This is a genomic window from Micromonospora sp. CNZ303 (assembly GCF_004345505.1).
The window spans coordinates 73,335-89,966 of record NZ_SLVT01000022.1 but is presented as its reverse complement, the minus strand read 5'-3'; the positions used below and the strand labels follow the sequence as shown (position 1 = coordinate 89,966).

The 16,632-nt window shown below is 68.5% G+C and carries 17 protein-coding genes; 4 read left to right on the top strand and 13 right to left on the bottom strand.

The annotated features are described in order from the left end of the window. Positions 1-52: 52 nt before the first annotated feature. The 3 genes from EV374_RS27545 to EV374_RS33650 all read right to left on the bottom strand — a co-directional run bounded on the left by EV374_RS27545 (position 53) and on the right by EV374_RS33650 (position 4,355). Positions 53-2,119: an AfsR/SARP family transcriptional regulator gene (locus tag EV374_RS27545; RefSeq protein WP_132240065.1), complete on the bottom strand. Its 2,067-nt coding sequence runs from the start codon at positions 2,117-2,119 to the stop codon at positions 53-55. A gap of 48 nt (positions 2,120-2,167) precedes the next feature. Then, entirely contained in the window at positions 2,168-3,952 is a 1,785-nt protein-coding gene (locus tag EV374_RS27540; RefSeq protein WP_486485997.1) for an Hsp70 family protein, read from the bottom strand. A gap of 271 nt (positions 3,953-4,223) precedes the next feature. Then, positions 4,224-4,355 carry a hypothetical protein gene (locus tag EV374_RS33650; RefSeq protein WP_486485996.1) on the bottom strand — a complete coding sequence of 44 codons (132 nt, stop codon included), beginning with the start codon at positions 4,353-4,355 and terminating at the stop codon, positions 4,224-4,226. A 411-nt stretch (positions 4,356-4,766) separates the two neighbouring features. On the opposite strand from EV374_RS33650, the gene EV374_RS27535 reads away from it, so the two are divergent. Beyond that, positions 4,767-4,994: a hypothetical protein gene (locus EV374_RS27535; RefSeq protein WP_132240063.1), complete on the top strand. Its 228-nt coding sequence runs from the start codon at positions 4,767-4,769 to the stop codon at positions 4,992-4,994. A gap of 162 nt (positions 4,995-5,156) precedes the next feature. Here EV374_RS27535 and EV374_RS27530 read toward each other — a convergent pair whose 3' ends face one another. Continuing rightward, complete coding sequence (locus EV374_RS27530) at positions 5,157-5,768, bottom strand: HNH endonuclease family protein (protein WP_486486006.1); 612 nt, start codon at positions 5,766-5,768, stop codon at positions 5,157-5,159. Positions 5,769-6,215: 447 nt separating this feature from the next. On the opposite strand from EV374_RS27530, the gene EV374_RS27525 reads away from it, so the two are divergent. From EV374_RS27525 to EV374_RS27510, 3 genes are all read left to right on the top strand, one after another. Further along, on the top strand, positions 6,216-6,488 hold the full coding sequence (locus EV374_RS27525; RefSeq protein ID WP_132240062.1) for a hypothetical protein: 273 nt from the start codon (positions 6,216-6,218) through the stop codon (positions 6,486-6,488). A gap of 225 nt (positions 6,489-6,713) precedes the next feature. After that, positions 6,714-7,727, top strand: a complete 1,014-nt coding sequence (locus EV374_RS33645) for a DUF6244 family protein (protein WP_486485995.1) — start codon at positions 6,714-6,716, stop codon at positions 7,725-7,727. After that, positions 7,724-8,140 (top strand): Imm1 family immunity protein, encoded by a 417-nt coding sequence (locus EV374_RS27510; protein WP_132240061.1) that lies wholly within the window; start codon positions 7,724-7,726, stop codon positions 8,138-8,140. Before EV374_RS33645 ends, EV374_RS27510 begins: the two co-directional genes overlap by 4 nt. A 155-nt stretch (positions 8,141-8,295) precedes the next feature. Here the strand turns inward: EV374_RS27510 and EV374_RS27505 are convergent, their stop codons facing one another. The 9 genes from EV374_RS27505 to EV374_RS27465 form a co-directional block, all read right to left on the bottom strand. Further along, the gene (locus tag EV374_RS27505; protein ID WP_165947928.1) at positions 8,296-8,952 is read right to left on the bottom strand and encodes a 3'-5' exonuclease; all 657 of its coding nucleotides are present in this window, start codon (positions 8,950-8,952) and stop codon (positions 8,296-8,298) included. A 15-nt stretch (positions 8,953-8,967) separates the two neighbouring features. Beyond that, a complete protein-coding gene (locus EV374_RS27500) occupies positions 8,968-10,212 on the bottom strand; it encodes a hypothetical protein (RefSeq protein ID WP_132240059.1) in 1,245 nt (414 codons plus the stop codon). Beyond that, entirely contained in the window at positions 10,209-10,727 is a 519-nt protein-coding gene (locus EV374_RS27495) for a nucleoside-diphosphate kinase (protein ID WP_132240058.1), read from the bottom strand. Before EV374_RS27495 ends, EV374_RS27500 begins: the two co-directional genes overlap by 4 nt. After that, positions 10,727-11,752, bottom strand: a complete 1,026-nt coding sequence (locus EV374_RS27490) for a thymidylate synthase (RefSeq protein ID WP_132240057.1) — start codon at positions 11,750-11,752, stop codon at positions 10,727-10,729. The genes EV374_RS27495 and EV374_RS27490 overlap by 1 nt, the downstream gene beginning before the upstream one ends. Positions 11,753-11,763: 11 nt before the next feature. Then, positions 11,764-12,798: a glycosyltransferase family 47 protein gene (locus EV374_RS27485; RefSeq protein ID WP_132240056.1), complete on the bottom strand. Its 1,035-nt coding sequence runs from the start codon at positions 12,796-12,798 to the stop codon at positions 11,764-11,766. After that, positions 12,798-13,748, bottom strand: coding sequence for a hypothetical protein (locus EV374_RS27480; RefSeq protein WP_207914603.1), 951 nt, complete (start codon positions 13,746-13,748; stop codon positions 12,798-12,800). Before EV374_RS27480 ends, EV374_RS27485 begins: the two co-directional genes overlap by 1 nt. A gap of 82 nt (positions 13,749-13,830) precedes the next feature. Beyond that, a complete protein-coding gene (locus EV374_RS27475; RefSeq protein ID WP_132240055.1) occupies positions 13,831-14,460 on the bottom strand; it encodes an N-acetyltransferase in 630 nt (209 codons plus the stop codon). Further along, positions 14,457-15,113: a GNAT family N-acetyltransferase gene (locus EV374_RS27470; protein ID WP_486485994.1), complete on the bottom strand. Its 657-nt coding sequence runs from the start codon at positions 15,111-15,113 to the stop codon at positions 14,457-14,459. The genes EV374_RS27475 and EV374_RS27470 overlap by 4 nt, the downstream gene beginning before the upstream one ends. Before the next feature lie 13 nt (positions 15,114-15,126). Continuing rightward, positions 15,127-16,620: an APC family permease gene (locus tag EV374_RS27465; protein WP_132240053.1), complete on the bottom strand. Its 1,494-nt coding sequence runs from the start codon at positions 16,618-16,620 to the stop codon at positions 15,127-15,129. Positions 16,621-16,632: the final 12 nt, after the last annotated feature.

The following is a 16,632-nucleotide window of genomic DNA, read 5'->3' as shown; positions in this document are numbered from 1 at the left end:
CGGCCATGTCTCCGCTCGTCTCATCGTTCATTTGCACAAACGCTGTGGACGGTCAGCTGTATTGGCTTTGCACATTAGGCCGTACGGCCGACAGGGGGTGATGGGCGTCGGTGGGTGGGAGTCCTGCGGCGGTGAGGCGACGGTTGTAGATGCCGGCCAGCTCGGTGGCGGTGTGGTGTTCGCCGAGTGCGGTGAGGATCTCGGTCGCTTGCTGGTGTAGGGCCTGGTTGTAGGGGTCTACGCGGATGCCGGCCTGGAGGAATTCGAGGGCGCGTCGCGGGTCCGGCTCGACAGCTGCGATAGCGGCGTAGGCGTCCAGGACGTGGCGGCGGGTGGTCTCCCGCGCCGGGTCTAGCCATGGCCACTGGTGGCCGGCGGCGAGGTCACCGGTGTAGGTGTCAACGACTGCCTGCCAGGCGGTGGCCGGGCTGGTGACGGCGGTGACGGCGTGCGCGGCCAGGGTACGCAGCCGCCATAGATCGACATCGCAGAAGCCGACGTTGAGGCGGTAGCGGTTGTCGATGTGGTCGATGACGGTCAGTCCACAGACCGTCCGTACCGTTGTTCGCAGGTCGCTGAGGGTGGTGTAGAGGCGGCCGGTGAGCCGGTGGGCGGGCAGGCCCGGCCAGATGGCCTCGACGAGCTGCTGGCTGCTGGCTCCGTTGGGGTGCACGGCGAGGAAGACGAGAACCTGCAGGGCGGCGCTGCGCCGGATCGGCACGGGTGTGCCGTCGGCGATCAGGGTTGACTCACCGAGAACCCGCAGATCAATCTGTCTGGCGGCGGCACGCTCGAGCAGGTGGGCGTGACGCTCGCCGGTCGCCTGGCGAGGGACGCGCGGTCGCTCGGGTGTGGTCACGGTCGCGGACCTTGATCCGGCAGCGGGGTCTGCGTCATCCGGGTGTGCTTGAGTGATCACGGCGATCAGGTCGGCGCCTGCCAGCGGGTCGAGCACGCACAGCCGTGGCCCTATCCAGCCGGATCGGTGCGGGTCGTGGGTGTGGCCGGCTGCGTTGACGTGCACGGTCACCTCGGCGGTACCGGCACTGAGGAACACAGCGGTTACGGCGCACGCCCCCAACGCCACTGCCAGCGGTCCGCTGTCCGGTGCGGACTCGCAGATCAGCACTGGTGGGCTGGTGTCTTCCCGTCCAGACCTCTGCCGGGCTGCGGCCGCCGACGCGAGGAGTACCCCGGCGTCGTCGACGCTGCCTGCCACCTGCACGCCGGGCAGCGGCTGCGCCTCGATGTCAGCGTCGAGCAGCATTCGCGAAGCGGCGCGGGTGATCACGAGGGGTGCCGATGCCGCAGGGTGGCGCAGATTGGCGAGAGCGGCGGTGACCAGCATGCCTCTGGCTGCGGCGAGGGCACCCGGGCCAGTCAATGCGATGCGGCCCGGCGGAAGCGACGCGATCGATCCTGCGGGCCCGGCTGGCGCGGTTCCGGTGGCTCGGGCCGGTGGTGTGGGGGCGACGAGGGCGGCCTGGACAGTGGTGACGGTCTCCGGCAGCGGCGCTAGGTCCGTATCGTCGCGTGCATCTCGTGGTTTGTGGGGTTGGTAGGTGCGTCGGCGGCGCAGCCACACCAAACCGGCGGCGGCAGCGACCTGCTCGGCGACCTCCCAGGGTAGCCAGCCTCCCCGCAGCACCACCCCACCGGCGTCGCCGATCTCCGACACGCCGTCGAGGCGCTCGACGCCGTTTGCGTCGGGATCGGTTGGCTGGTCGAGAGTCCCGACGGCCACAGGCGGCGCAACCTGCGGCCCGACAGCGGTAGCTCCGGTGTGGGCGCCGGTCCCGAACGCGGCGGCGCCAGCCAAGCCGGTGGCGGTGGCCTGCAACGGGGTGGGCAACGGAACCCTGCCCAGCCACCGTGCACCCACCCGTGCCCGCGCAGCCACTCGGACGGCGACCGTGGCGGCGAGCATCAACCACACCGCCCACGCCGCTACGGTCAACGCCACGGCCAGGGTCTGCGCGGTCAGCGGCTGCGCCACCCACTGCCGCAGGTCCGGCCAACCGTTCGCGGGCCAGCCGACAACCCTGACCAACACCACCGGCGGACCGACAAGCAGCACCGCAAGAACCAGCAGGTACGCCACCTGCCGCGGCCAGCGCATCTCACTCACCCTCACGGCACGCCGCCACCCTCAGGAGCATGGTGGTGGTCACGGTGTGCGCACCGGCGGCCGGGCGGGGCGGATGACGCGCGCCCACACCTGGCGGGCCCACCACACGGCGACCGCGGTCGCGTAGATGATCCCGAGGATCCCGGATGCGGCCTGGCTGACGATCGCCGCGCTGATCACCCCCACCGGAGCGGCAAGGATCAGCCGCAGCAACGGCGTGGACACGACCGCCATCACCACCCCGACACCGAGCAACAGCCCACCAACGCGGCCGGCGGCATCGATCCACAACACCAGATCCGGCCACCGCTCCGCCGTCAGCGAGTACTGGATCAGCGCCATCCCCGCCGCCGCGCACACCACCGAGCCGGTCGGAAACGCCAGCACCTGCGACCAGCCGCCCACGGGTTGGCGCCACTGTCGGGCGGCGACCACGGCCATCACCGTAGCGACCACGACCACCGGTGCGATCGGCAGCAAAGCCCACCGCAGGAACGAACCCACCTCCTGGCCGATGTAGACGCTGCCCACCACCGCGTACAGCCCGGCCACCGCCACACCCAACGACATCGACGCCAGAATGCCCGTGCCGACCTGCCCACCCGCGGACGCCGGTGCCTCGCCGGGGCGGGCGGCGAGCACGGACGCGATCACTGTGCCCGCCCCAAGGGCGGCGACCAGCGCGAACACCGCCGCCATCGCCAGCTCACCCCAGTTGAGCAGTGCCCACCGGTGCAAGTACCAGCCATTCCACTGCGCCGTGAGCAGGAACTGCGCCACTAGAGCCAGCGACGCGAAGCCCGGCACCGTGATCGCCACCGCCCGCCGCACCGGCGGCACCGGCGACTCCACCACCTCCGCCCCGACCCTGACGCTCGCCGCGCCCGCGTCCGCCGCTCCGCAGACGGCGGCCATCGCTGGATCGGCGAGCACGACCGGCGCCACACCCACACGCTCGGCGAGAGCCTCGGCCACCGCTGGCACATCAGCCATGCCACCCACGACGTACAGGCCGGCGACCTCGGCCGGATCCACCTCCGCCGCAGCGACCGCCTCGACGGCCAACTGGGCGACGCGCTGCGCGACCGGCCGCGCGGCCTGCTCCAGCACACTGCCGTTCACCACCACCGCAGGCCCACCCGGCACCGTCACCGTCACCGCCGGATGCTCCCCGAGAGCATGCTTCGCCGCGCGGGCACTGGCCAGCAGCACCCACCGCGCACCGTCCGACGCTGGCCCGTCCGGAACCGGCGCGTTCGGCTCACCGCCGGAGAGCGCGCCGATCAACGCGTCATCGACGGCGGACCCGCCAGCGGACGCATCGGACAGGGTGGCGAGGACCTCGAACCCGGCCGGCCCGCGCCGCAGGACGCTCACCTCCGCGCCGCCACCTACATCACACACCACGACATAAGACCCGACCGGCAATTGCACACCTGATGCCAGCAACCGGGTCGCCACGGCCACCGGTGCCTCCACCAGACGAGGCTGCGGCAAGCCCGCCCGATGCGCCGCGTGCCGCAACCAGGTACGCCGCCGCGGCCCCCAGCCAGCCGGCACCACCAGGCGCACATCCTCGATCTCGCCACCGGCGACGGCGCCAGCTCGCTCAGCCACCTGCCGCAACGTTGCCGCGACCAGGTCCACCGCGTCGACCTCGCCACCGGGCAGCGCCACCTGCTGCTCGATCGAGTGGCGCGGAGACGGAATGAAACGCTCCGGGCGCCCGGCCGCGGCCTGCCAGGCCAGCTGCCCCGTGATGACGCCGCCGTCCTCGGACAGGAACACCGCGCTGGACAGCGCCGATTCGACCCCGAACGTCAACGGCGACCATGTCCCGTCAGGCCACGCCAACACCGCCGTAGTGCTGGCACTGCCCCAGTCAATCGCCAGCCGCGCTTCCCCCGACCGCATAGACCCCAGTCAAGCACGATGATCACGGGGCTGTCACCCACGCATCACTGCCCGCGACTGCCATGAGGTGAGGGTGGCCCCCGATCAGCGGATCAGCGAAACCCCAACCGAACCACCACGGCATCTCCCCCAACGAACGCCTCTTCCTAGGCCGGGCCGCCTCACACTTCCGCATGCTCAGTTACCGGTCACCGCAGTACCGCCGCTGCGGATGCTCGACGAACCAGGCCCGCTCGACGTCGTCCACCACCCGGTCAGAGCCTCCGGTCTGCAGCAGGCAACTACCGTCGAACTCGACCTTCATGTGCTTCACCGTGGTCCGCCTCCGCGACCCGCGCCGCGAGGTGCGCGAGTAGATGTACCGCAGCCGAACTCGTCGTGATGTCGGTGGATCCAGTCAAACCCTGGTCGACCTGCGCCGGAGGTTCCCGGCTCCATGAATTCCTCCACAGGATGCTCAGTTATCCACAAACTGCCCCTTCGGGGCAGCGTGCCCGCGCCGGTTGCTGGTGAGGTACTGCAGGGCCATCACCACGGCGTCGGCCCGCAGAAGTCGAGAGGACACGAGCATGACCAGCGTTGACGGACTGCGGGCACCTCGAGCCGGAAGATGGACAGCGCCGGACCACCCTGCCCGGGTGGCCGGTGTGACCGCAGCCAGAGGCCCCATCACGGCGGTCGTGGGACTCATGACCGTGATCGTCAACATGGCGGGCAGTCGCTGATGTCCGCAGTCGAGGCCTGGTTTCTGGGTGGTCCGGCCGACGGACGCCTCGCACCGGTCGAGGTGAGTAAGGCGGGAACACTGCCACAGGTGGTGCTGCTCCTCCAGGTCGGCTTCTACTTCGGCGCTGCCGATCACCCGAGTCAGCCGGTCGAGCACCGATACGTCCGCGACGACGCGCAGGACAGCCCACCGGTGTACCGCTATGCCGGGCCCGCTGAGGACTGACGAGGGCAATGCGCATGACGTGGCGCGCAGGTGCGGGCACGACGATCGTGCGTGACGCCATCGGTGCGGGAGCCGGCACCAATCCGGTCCCCGCACCGTTCCCGCGCACAGACGACAGTCACCTCAACGCCTGTCGACCTTTTACCGCAGGAGGGGTTCGTGTCACGACGCGCAGGTGTTGAGCATGCTCTGCAGCGCGGACTTCTCCGACGACTGCAAAGCCAAACCCCAGCTGTACTTCGCGGTGATCCACATCTTGCTGTAGGTGCACCGGTAGGCCGACTGCGGCGGCTGCCAGGTCGACGGATCCTGATCACCCTTGGCCTGGTTGACGTTGTCGGTGACCGCGATCAACTGCGGACCGGTCAGGTCGTTGGCGAAGCTCTGCCGCCGGCTGGTCGTCCACCCGCTCGCCCCGGAGCGCCACGCCTCGGCCAACGGCACAACGTGGTCGATGTCGACGTCGGAGGCGGCGGACCAGGTAGCTCCGTCGTACGGGCTGTACCAGCGCCCGGACACCGCCGCGCAGGAACTGTCCACGACAACGGAGGTGCCGTCGCGCTTAAGAACCTGCTCCCGGGTGTTGCAGGTGCCACTGATGGTGGTCCAGTGCGGGAACTTGTCCCGCGAGTACCCGGTCGTCGAGCCCTCGGCCCTGACAGTGAGAGCGTTGAGCCGCGACTGCGCGGTTGACTTCGACGGGATACCCGGCGGGGTCGCCGACGCCGGCGCAGCACTCACGACGACCACGCTTGCGCCGACGCCCACCGCCATCACGATCGCCGCAGCACAACGCGCGGCGCGGCCAGGCTGGGGAAGGAATCGAGAGATTCGCACGGTAGGCCTCCTCGGCGTCAAGGGATGAGACATTGACCGTCTCCTACAAGCATGTCCATCGAACGCCATCCACGTAAAGAGGCGACGGCGCACCTCAGACGATCCAGCCACGAAGGCCCGGTTTCCCGCGCCACGCCGCCCGTCCCAGATGCCGGTCGAGAGCTTGCAGACCGTGCGGCACGCCTGCCGAGCAAGGTTTACGACATCGGGGCCTGCCTGAAACGGTGCGTAAACTTTGACCACCAGGAGGGATCCCGCCATGACTGAAGTCTTCGAGGCCCACGTCCCGCAGCACGCTTCGATCGATCTCGCCTTCCTGCACGGGCTCGACGGTGACGCCCGTCAATCCTGGTCGGCCGGGGCGCCCTGAGCACGCTGGCCGAGGTGCAGTCACAATCAGACAACCCCGAGGTCGCATTCACGCTCGCCCTCCGCGCACTCAACCACGCCGTGCAGTGCGCCCGCATCGGCGGTACCTCGAACGTGCAGCATCTATGGACGATGTGGCAGATCTTCGAGCGGCACGCCAAGAAGACCGACCGAAAGCGGATCTTGCCCACGGTGATCGCCGAGGTGCGCGCGGCGCTGCCCGTCGAGCGCCGCAGGAAGTTTGATGGAATAGCAGGACGCATCAGCCCATCCGAGGATTCGCAGTGAGGTGGATCTGCATCTGGCAAGATTTGCTGATAGCTGGGCGTGCGCCGACCGGCAGCGCCTGACCACCGCTCCATAGTGGCGCGAGGAAGTCGACCTGACGCCTGCCGGCCCGCAAGAGGAATGAGATTCCCGGCCGGGAACCGACCAATCATTGGTTGTGTTCCACCGATACTCGTTCCTACACTGCCACGGTTCGGTATGGACTCGGAGCCGGAAAGTGGTGCGATGTCGCTGATCGACACCATTGGCGCAGATTTGCAGGCGATGACGGCAGGTGCAGACCGAGCGCAGTACGAGGCCGCAGCTGTCGACCAAGCGATTGAGCAGATCACCGCCCGGGCAGTGGCCTCCGGCTTCGCCGGCATCGCTGTGGGGTTGGCTCGCGCCCGAGAAGCGCTCCGGCAGGCTACGTCTCGCCTAGCGGAGGCCGATAAGGTTCTGGATGAGGCGTCGCGGTCGCTGAGCGCCGTAGCGCAGCAGCCATCGCCGCAGGAAACAATCGCCGCGCTCACGCCGGTGGTGGCCGCGCTCACCGCCGCCGACGGTCACATCACGGCGGCGGCGTCCGCGCTCAACGACACGCGACGACTGGTCACAGCGGCGTTGCAGGGAGGACAGCCCGGTCCGACGCTGTCGCGCCTACAGCAGATGCTGCAGGTCCTCGCGGCTGTCCGGACACGTGGGACCGAGGCTCGGCAGCACGTAGAAGCGGCGCTGGCGCAGGCTAGGCAGGTCGGTGACCTGGGACTATTGATCACGGACGGTGGTAGCGACATCGGCCGGCCACCCGCCGCACGCGACTCTTCTGCGAATGCAACGAAGGCGCCTGCTCCAGCCGATCCGTTGCCCGAAGGGTTGACGGATGCCGCTCTGGACCTGCCCCGACGGCAGGCCAAGGATCCTACCTCCGGTGTGGCGTTGATCGGTGGTAAGTGGATACCCATGAGGTCTGGCCGTGACCCGGCCGCCGCCGCAGACCTGAAGCCGGCCTACAAGCTCATCGCCACCACGACCGACCATCTGGAGGCCAAGCTTGCCGCCCGGATGCGCCGCGACCACGTCACCGAGGCGGCTGTCGTGACGAACAATCCGCCGTGTGACTACACCCCCTATGGCTGCGAGAAGATCCTCTCCCGGCTGCTGCCGGCCGGCGCACAGTTGGCTGTCTACGTACGCGACGATGACGGGCAGGTACGCCATTGGCGTACCTACACCGGCAACGGAAAGGCGATCGCATGAAGGTGACCTGGACCTACGACCGGGGCGACCAGCGCGACAACCACGAGGTCGAGCTGACCGACCCCCACGCCCTGGAAACGCTCCTTCGCGAGATCCAGCAGGCCGGCGAGCCCGTCGTGCTGACCATCTTCAGCGAAACCAACGACGACCCCGACGACCTGCCACCCGGCATCCAGATCGGGCTCGGTCACCCCACCCACGCCTTCGCGGTACACATCGCCGACGACGGCGGCTACCTCAACGACCCCACAGCGGAATCCCCAACCGAGGGACTCCAATACGATTTCGGCGGAGTGCCCACCGAGTACCCGGCCGAGTACCTACAACTTCGGCCTGAAACGGCTATCCAGCTGGCAGTTGCCTTTCTCATGACTGGCGGCGAACCGCCGCGCCTGTCGGCCGTCAGCGAGTGATCGCGTGGCGAGGGGCAGGTCCCGGGCCCTGGCGCCACCGCCCGTGACGCCGAAGGTCCTCTTGCTCGTTTGCGGATCGCACTCAGCCCGGGACTGCAGTGTTACGCCGCGCGCTTGCACTGTCAGGGAGAGCACAGGCGAGGCTCCCGGCAGGATCAAAACAGTCCGGGTTGTTGCTGTGGCGGGGCGGCACCGGCTGCTCGCATGTCCATCGGTACGCCGACGGTGGTAACGAGTTCAACCAGCGTAGGTGCGTGATTCCATCGCTGCTTGATCAGTACAGGTAGCAGCACTGCGGTGGCGATGGTGTCCCATAGTGCCCGGTGCGGCTGGCTGTCTGGGGCGGCGGCGTTGACAGCCGCGGTGAGTTTCAGTCCGTCGACAAGGGCGCTGAGGCTGTGTCGGTGGCCGTGGGTGAGTGCGCGGGATAGCCGCAGTGTGTCGATGAGGCCGGCTGGGCGTAGCTCTGGAAGGCGTCGGTGCAGCAGCCGCCAGTCGACGGTGACGTTGTGGCCGACGAGGTAGTTGCCGTTGATCCGGGTGGCAAGGGCCGGTGCGAAGTCGGCGAGGGCCGGTGCGGTGCGCAGTGCGGCGTCGGTGATGCCGGGTGACAGCCAGGGCCGGCGGCCGATGGGTCGGCCGGGACTGATGAGGGTGTTCAGGGCGGTGGGCAGATGCGGCAGCCCGGCGACGATGGGAACGACCGCGATCTCCACGATCGCCTCGTTGTCGCCGTCCTGGGGGCCGGTGCCTTCCAGGTCGATTGCGACAAGGTGCGCGAGGGTCCACGGATCGCTCGGGCTGCCACTCATGCTCATCCTCCGTGGTCAGTCGTCTTCATACTGCGCGCTGTGCGCGAACGCTGCCCGCACCGTCTCGAACTTCTGTGCTTGCTGCGGATCTATCTCGTGGCCGAGGAGTTGGCGGCCGTGGGCGTGCAGGAAGTGAGGCTGGTCCAGCTCCCAGATCTGGTGGCGCATGGCGTGCTGGACGGCATACCGGCGCTGCTCCCCCAGGCCGTGGGTCCAGACGTGGCCTGGCTCGACGAGGACGCTGCTGTCGTAGCCGAGCTGGGCGAGGACCTGGAGCACCTCCTGCTCGGTGGGTTCCTTGTAGTCGGCGATACACAAGTCCTTCTGCTTCTGGGGGCAGATGTCGCAGATTTCGCGGACGCCCCAGTGGCCGTTGTAGTCGGCGACATCGTGGGCGTAGGCGACGCCGCAGGAAGTCTTGCGGAACAGCGGGGTGCTGATCCCGGATGCCTGCCACGCGTTGACGATCAGCTTGTCGATGTCGGCGGGCATGGTCTTGCGGCGGGCGTAGTCGTCACCGTACGGCACCGTCACGCCGAGAGAGCGCAGGTACTCGGCGTTCTCCGGCTTGTGGTAGTAGCCGGTGAACACGATCGCGTCGACGTCGCCGCCGACTTCCAGGACGTGGTCGATGGTCTCCGGGGCGGTGTTCCAGCCCGGGACGATGGGCCGCCAGTACAAGACCACGCCGGTGCGCTGCTTGTTCGTAATCGCGGTGTAGATCGAGTTGATCGTGATGGCGCTCTTGGTGATGGGCTCCACCCGGTCGTCCTGGATGCCGGAGTACGTGAACAGCAGGGTGACCTTCAGGTACTTGAGGTTCTCCAGCGCTGCCATGTCGGAGGCGGTGACCTTGAAGCGGGTGATGATCAGGACGTGGTTGGTGTACTCGCGTTCGTCGAGGGCCTGGAGTACCTGGAAGAGGTGGGGTTTGACGCCGGGCAGGAACGGATCGGTGGCCTTGTTGAACAGCTGGATTGGGGTGATGTGCGGCCGGAACGCCTCGTGGGTGATCAGCCCGAGGATCGCCTCATCGGTGGGCATCAGCAGGTGCGGCTTCTTCACCTCGAAGTTGCCCCAGAAATGCCTGACGCAGTACCCGCAGTCCAGTGGGCAGCCGATGATGTGGTTCAGCGACAGGCCGGACTTGCGGTAGCCCACCCACTGGGCCATGTACGGGTCGAGCGTGGCCTGTTTCTCCGCAGCCAGCAGCGGTAGGTGGCGGGGGCCGCCGGTGAGGTCGGTGGGTACGAGGGTCATCGGGTGCCTCCTTGGATGGGCGCGCGCAGCAGGTGCGCGTGTTCGGGGCCGTACCAAATGTGGAAGTCACGCTCGACGACGTCGGTGGTGTCGGACGTGTGGATCAGGTTGTCGACGAGGCGGCCATCGGCGATCGCCTTGTCGAGGGTGTCCTTGGCGTAACGGCCCCGGACCGTGGTGGCAGCGGCGCTGGCAGGGTCGGTGGGGCCGACGATGCGCCGCAGTCTCGGCGCCGCGTCCTGGCCGTAGCCGAGAGCGATACCGACGCGGTTGCCGATGAAGATGCGGCGTAGCTCGGCGGCCACGTCGCGGCCGAGCTGATCGGACAGCGGCAACATGTCGTCGTAGTGGGCGAAGACCTGATCTTCGGTGGGGATGACGATGCGCCGGTCGACGATGGCGACGAGTTGGCTGCACCAGTTGAGGAGCTCGTTGGTGAGGCCCCGCCGGATACAGTCGGGCTTGAGCAGGATGACGCTCCACCGAGACCAGTCGACGTTCTCGAGGTTGCCCATCACGGCCGCCGGGTGGACACGAACGGTGGCACGCGGCCGGGCCAGCGTTCGGCGGCCAGCCACCAATGCCCGGGGTGCAGCTCGGCGATGGCCTCCGCGGTCACCGCCGTGCCGGGCCGGTGCACGATCTGCCGGTACACCTCGAACAGCGCGAGGATGTGCCGCCAGTACGGTGCGATGGGCAGGCTGGCGAGCTTGTCGGGGGTGAGCTGATCGTGGTCGGTGCGCAGGAGCTCTTCCCAGCGAGCGACCTCGCGGATGTCGTCCCAGCTGGTAGGGGGCATCGGGTCGACGTGGAAGTGGCGGCGGGGCGCGGGCCGGGCGGCTTCGTCGAGGATCGCGTGAACCTTGTCGACGTCGAGCTTGTTGACGTGCATCGACCCCACGTGGTGGGCGTAGGTGCCGACGGGCACGCCGAGACGACCGGCGGTGAACTCCTGGATGAAGGTGAAGGCAAAGGTGTCGCCGAGCAGGCCGATGACGGCGTCGTTGCCCCGCATGTAGGCCGACATGTGCAGCTCGCCGCCGCGCAGGAGGAACTGCAGGCCGAGGGTGCAGGCGACGTCGGGGTTGGCCGGGTCGACCAGTTCGTCCGGGCGCATGATGGGCATCGCGGCCCGTTTGGTGTCCGGGTCGTTGCGCAGCAGTTCCTCGATGCGGTCGAACTGGCTGCGGGCGTCGGGGCGTGTGGGGCGGAACAGGCTCGGCCCGTACGCGGTGCCGGCGAGGTGGATGCCGTCGGCGGACAGGGCGTGCAGCTTCGGTGCGTAGTAGCCGATCATCTCGACGTCGTCGCGGCCAGTCAGGTACCACAAGGCTTCGGCGTGGTTGAACACGATGTTCGCCTTGCGGGCAGCGAGGTACAGGATTCGGTCGGTCGGGTTGGTGATGGTGAAGCTGCTGTTGATCACCTCCAAGGCGTCTTTGCCGCGGCCGGCGGTATCGAACTGGTGCCGGTTGACCACCTCGTTCAGCACGGCCAGGTACGCCTGCTCGAAGTTGGTGTACGTGGGCCCGAAGACCATGGGCGTCTCCCCTACTCGGCGGTGAGGTCGGACATGACCTGTTGGAGTACGGCTGCCTGGCGGGACAGCCGCATCGGATGGAGGTACTGCAGAGCGCGCCACAGCTGACCGGCGTGCTCCAACGTGCCGGCGATGCGCTGCAGGTGCTCGACGCGTTGCACGACGTCGTGGCTGTCGGCGACGATCAGATCGCGGGGCACGAAGTTCTCGCCGTCGACGACGTCGGCGGGCATCAGCGGCAGGCACCCTGCCAGGAGAGCCTCGAACAGGCGTTGCGTGATGTGCCCGGCTCGGGCGTACCGGTGTGGCAGCAGCATGACCGTGGCGAGGGCCCGGCGGTGGATGGCATCGACCTCGCTGAAGGCGCACCGGCCGGTGAAGTTGACGTGTGGCCACGCGTCGACGCGGGTCCACTTTCCCGCGACCTGGTGCCTGAGGTGTGTGGCGGCCTTGGCGAAGTAGCGGTCGAACGCGTCGTCGCGGTCGTACTGGTTGCCGATGTACACCAGTGGCAGCGGGCGGTGGATTCTGGCCAGTTCGTATGCGTCGGCCTTGTCGAGTAGCTGGTCGGGTACCGGGCACAGCATGGTGGTGGCGCCGGGTGTGGGCCGGACAGCGAACTCGCACACGCGAACGTTCGGTAGTCTGCGCAGTGGGTCATCGGCGCGGAGTTGCCGGTCCAGGTCCCAGATGACGGTTGGTACGCCGGCGAGCGTGTACCGCTCGATCAGCTCGGTCTGCCGGTGCAGATCGCAGGTGTGCCCAGGCGACCCGCACGCGGTGGTGTTGCGCCCGGGCAGGGGCCACCGCCATTCGAACATCAGCACGTCGAGGTCGGGCGCCGCGTCGCTGAAATCGTAGTAGTTACGAAGGTCCAGGCCAGCCTCGGTGAGGTCGCGGTTGGCCTGCAGCAAGGTGACCCGGTGGCCGGCGGCTTGCAGCTCGTCGAGCAGCGGCCGGCGATATGACCGCGAGCCGTCGGGCGTATCCACCACGCCGTCGCCCAGAAATCCGCAGCAGCTGTAGCCGATACGTAGCCGCTTCATCAGACCAGCCCTGCGGTCCTGGCAGCGTTCTGGGCAGTGCTTGGCAGGACGTCGCCCACGTGGTTTCCGGGCAGGTCAGCGTCGGTGGTGGTGTGGCCGCGTTCGAGGATGAGCACGTACGAGAACAGGCCCGGTCGTTTGCCGGTCACACGTTCGTGGGCGGTCAGGAGTTCGCCCGTGCGACCATCGAAGATCAGTTGCCAGGTTGACCCGTCGGCGGTCACTGCGAAGCCCAGGCCTGTGCGGCCGGCGATGTCGGTGGTCTTGCCCTGGTAGGTGATGGTGTGGATGCCAGCCAGGAGTCGCAGGGTCGCGGTCCGCTGTTCCTGGTTGAGGTATTGGCTGGTGGCGAGTCCGACGATGCCGGAGGCGAGCAGGAGGGGGTACGCGGGTTCGTTGGCCAGTATCGGTGGCGCGAGCGCGTGGGCCAGTGCGGTGGTGTCGGTGGGCGGCGGCTCGGGCAGGTAGTGGCGCAGCGTGCCCCGCCCGTACTGGGTGGTCTTCTGTGGGGCGTGTGCGAACAGTTCTCGCTCGTCGGGGTCGGGGTGGTGGTCGACGCCGAGCAGGTCCGGTAGGCGGCGGGTGGTCTCGCGTCCGGAGCTGTCCGCGCCGCGCCGCCAGCGTCGCAGGTTGGTGCGGGTGATCGCGTTGGTGGCGCGGTTCCACATCTGCAGGTGTAGGTAGGTGTAGGGCCGGTCAGTGGTGTCGTCGGCGGGGGTGGCGGCGATGCTGGCGGCCAAGGCTGTCAGGCGTTGCTGCGCGGTGAGACTCGGTCCGGCGTCGACCGAGGGCGGCAAGAGGGTGGGCGGTTGCGGTTGCGGTTGCGACGGCGATGCTGGTGTTGACGTCGACCGGCCGGTTGGCGGGCCCGACTGGCAGGCGGTGAGCAGAACGCTGCCGAGAAGACCCGCCACAAGGCGGGTGGGAGCGTTTTGTCGGGGCATGAGCATTCTGTGTGGTTCCTCCCTGGGTGGTGGCGATACGGCGCCGGAGCATGGCGGCGGCCTGGCGCCGATCGGCGGGACGCGTTGATCAGCAGTGGCGGCAAGCGGCTGTCGAGCGGACCGGGCGGGCCCTTCTGCTCAGGGGCCAGAGCTTCGGTCCGCTGGGCAGGCTCAGCGGCATGGCGGCGTGGTATCCCTGCTGGCTGAGCATGTCCCGAGCCGCTTCGGTGGTTACCACGGTGTAGACCGGCCATCCGGTGCCGTCTACGACGGGGTGGTGTCGGCGCAGCAGTTCGCCGGCGAGGCTCTGTCGCTGGTAGGCGGGGTGCACGGCGAGCCACGTCAGCCAGTGGTGCGGCACCCATGATCGGTAACTGTCGATGGCGGAGTTGAGCTCCACCAGGCGGTGGGCTGCGGTGCCGGCGAAGGTTTTCAAATGGTGGTCCCCGAGCGGCCATCGCGGGGCGTCCGGGTCGTGTATGCGCCACACGGCGACCGCCGAGAGGTTCAGCGTCACGTCGACGGTCCCGGTTTCGATCGCGTGGTCAATATCGACGGCGAGCAGGCGGTGCAGGACGGTGATGCGCTCGGTGGGGTCGGGCAGCAGCCACTGGATGACGGGGTCGCCGTCGAGTGCGCCGGCCAGCAGAACCGTGATCGCGGCGACGTCGTGGGGTGTCGCCGGGCGGATGGCCGTGCCCAGGGCGGGGCCGCTCACAGTGGCCGCCTGCGTGGTAGGAGGTCCGTCGGGAACGGTGCGGGGGTGCCGTCGGTCGGTTGGCCGCGCCACATCCGCCAGATCAGCGGTCCTTGGGTTGGCAGGTGGATCGGGGCGCCTTGGCGGTAGCCGAGGCGCAGGTACAGGTCTCTGTTGCGGGTGTTGCTGGCCTCCAGGTAGGCCGCCCGGTGGGTCGCGTCCAGTGTTTGGTGGGCGCTGGTGAGCAGGGCCGAGCCGATGCCTTGGCCGTGGTGGCGTGGGTCGACGGCGACGTAGGCGAGGTAGTCGTGTGGGTGGTGTGGGTGGTGTGTTTCGAAGATGGCGTCGAGCAGCAGGAACTTCGGTGCGTACTTGCCGGTGGCCTTCTCCACCTCGTAGTAGTGGTCGGTTGATACCAGCAGTGGGACCTCGTCGCGGGTGTACCAGATCGCGACGGCCGACAGGTCGCTGGTGGTGTCCACGCGTCCGTGCTGGAGCCCGTGGTTGAAGACGAGCGTGAAGTAGCGGAAGTAGACCGCGCGGCGTTCGTCGAGGTCGGGGACGAGCCAGTCGGCGACGGGTCCGTTGAGGAACGCCTCCACCAGCACGGTGATGAGCGGGCCGGCGTCGTCGGGTGTGGCCTGGCGGACGGTGAGGGTGCTGTTCAATTGCAAGGTCACTCCCTGGTCAGACCGGCTGGCGGGTGGCGTCGGGGGTGCGTACTGGCGCGGTGGCGCTGTCCGCGCCGAGGCCGATCGCGGTGAACACGTCGGGGCGGGTGGCGCGCAGGGTCACCGCCCAGACGGTGCCGAGGACGGCGGCGATGCCGTAGGCGGCGGGGAACCACCAGCGCAGCGGCGACGTCGCGGCGACCCCGAGCAGGACGTCGAACTCCTGGATGGTGACGACGAGGATGGCGGCCAGCGCGCCAGCAGCGGCCAGCGGCGCGATCGCGGTGCGCCACAGGCCGTCGCGGTGTGGGGTACGGGCGAAGAACGCGACCACCGCGGCGGAGGTGACGGTCATCAGGATCAGCACGCCGAGTCCGCCGGTGACGGTGATCCAGAAAAACAGATGCACGATTGGATCGGCGCCGGCCACCGCGTAGCCTGCGAGGACGACTACCGCGATGACGCTCTGGACGATCGAGCCGGCCTTCGGTGCGCCGGTGCGGCGGCTCGTGCGGCCCAGCCACGCGGGTAGGACCCGCTCGCGGCCGAGGGCGAACAGGTACCGGGCGACGGTGTGGTGAAACGCCAGCAACGCGGCGAAGAGGCTGGAGATGAACAGGACCCGGCCGACGGTGACGACACTGCTGCCGAGGTGCGGTGACACCAGGTTGAACATGAGGTCGGTGCCGTCGGCGCGGGCGGCGTCGACGATGTTGTCGGGGCCGGTGGCGACGGACATCGCCCACGCGGACAGCCCGTAGAGCAGGCCGATGACCGCCACCGCGATGTAGGTGGCTCGCGGTACGGTGCGTTGCGGGTCCTTCGTCTCCTCGCTGAACACGACGGTGCCTTCGAAGCCCACGAAACCCGTGATCGCGGTGACCAGCGCCGCGCCGATGCCGGCGGCGAAGATGTGCGACGGGGCAAGGGTGCCGAAGCTGACACCGCCGGCGGCCGGGTTGCTGACCATGACGACGTCGAAGACGACCGCGACGGCGCACTCGGCGACGAGCACGACGGCCAGCACCTTGCCGTTGAGGTCGATACGCAACAGCCCGAGAACGGTCACGGCAGCCCACGCGGCCAGCGCGCACAGCCACCAGGTGATGTTCCACCCGTAGCGGTCCTGGAGGAACTGGGCCAGTACCGCGCCGAACCCGCCGTAGAGGCCGATCTGCATCGCGTTGTACGCCAGAAGCGCGACAAAGGCGGTGGCGACGCCGGCCGGCTTGCCGAGACCGTGCGTCACGTAGGTGTAGAACGCGCCGGCGTTGACGATGCGGCGGGACATGGCCACGTAGCCGACTGCGAACAGCGCCAGGATCGCGGCGACAACAAGGTAGGACACGGGGATGCCGACGACGCCGGTGACGGCGTACCCGGTGGTCGCGCCACCAGCGACAACAGTCAGCGGCGCCGCCGCAGCGATGACGAAGAACACCACGGACGGGATCCCGAGACGGCCGCGTGCCAGCACAGCCGAGACGGTGTCGGGTTTCGATGTACGCATGAAGCCTCTTTC

Coding starts and splice junctions, on each gene's coding strand:
- EV374_RS27500 (WP_132240059.1), bottom strand. CDS start 10,212: ATGACCCTCGTACCCACCGACCTCACCGGCGGCCCCCGCCACCTACCG.
- EV374_RS27545 (WP_132240065.1), bottom strand. CDS start 2,119: ATGCGCTGGCCGCGGCAGGTGGCGTACCTGCTGGTTCTTGCGGTGCTG.
- EV374_RS27530 (WP_486486006.1), bottom strand. CDS start 5,768: ATGGCGGTGGGCGTCGGCGCAAGCGTGGTCGTCGTGAGTGCTGCGCCG.
- EV374_RS27505 (WP_165947928.1), bottom strand. CDS start 8,952: ATGAGTGGCAGCCCGAGCGATCCGTGGACCCTCGCGCACCTTGTCGCA.
- EV374_RS27535 (WP_132240063.1), top strand. CDS start 4,767: ATGTCCGCAGTCGAGGCCTGGTTTCTGGGTGGTCCGGCCGACGGACGC.
- EV374_RS27485 (WP_132240056.1), bottom strand. CDS start 12,798: ATGAAGCGGCTACGTATCGGCTACAGCTGCTGCGGATTTCTGGGCGAC.
- EV374_RS27480 (WP_207914603.1), bottom strand. CDS start 13,748: ATGCTCATGCCCCGACAAAACGCTCCCACCCGCCTTGTGGCGGGTCTT.
- EV374_RS33645 (WP_486485995.1), top strand. CDS start 6,714: ATGTCGCTGATCGACACCATTGGCGCAGATTTGCAGGCGATGACGGCA.
- EV374_RS27510 (WP_132240061.1), top strand. CDS start 7,724: ATGAAGGTGACCTGGACCTACGACCGGGGCGACCAGCGCGACAACCAC.
- EV374_RS27465 (WP_132240053.1), bottom strand. CDS start 16,620: ATGCGTACATCGAAACCCGACACCGTCTCGGCTGTGCTGGCACGCGGC.
- EV374_RS27490 (WP_132240057.1), bottom strand. CDS start 11,752: ATGGTCTTCGGGCCCACGTACACCAACTTCGAGCAGGCGTACCTGGCC.
- EV374_RS27495 (WP_132240058.1), bottom strand. CDS start 10,727: ATGGGCAACCTCGAGAACGTCGACTGGTCTCGGTGGAGCGTCATCCTG.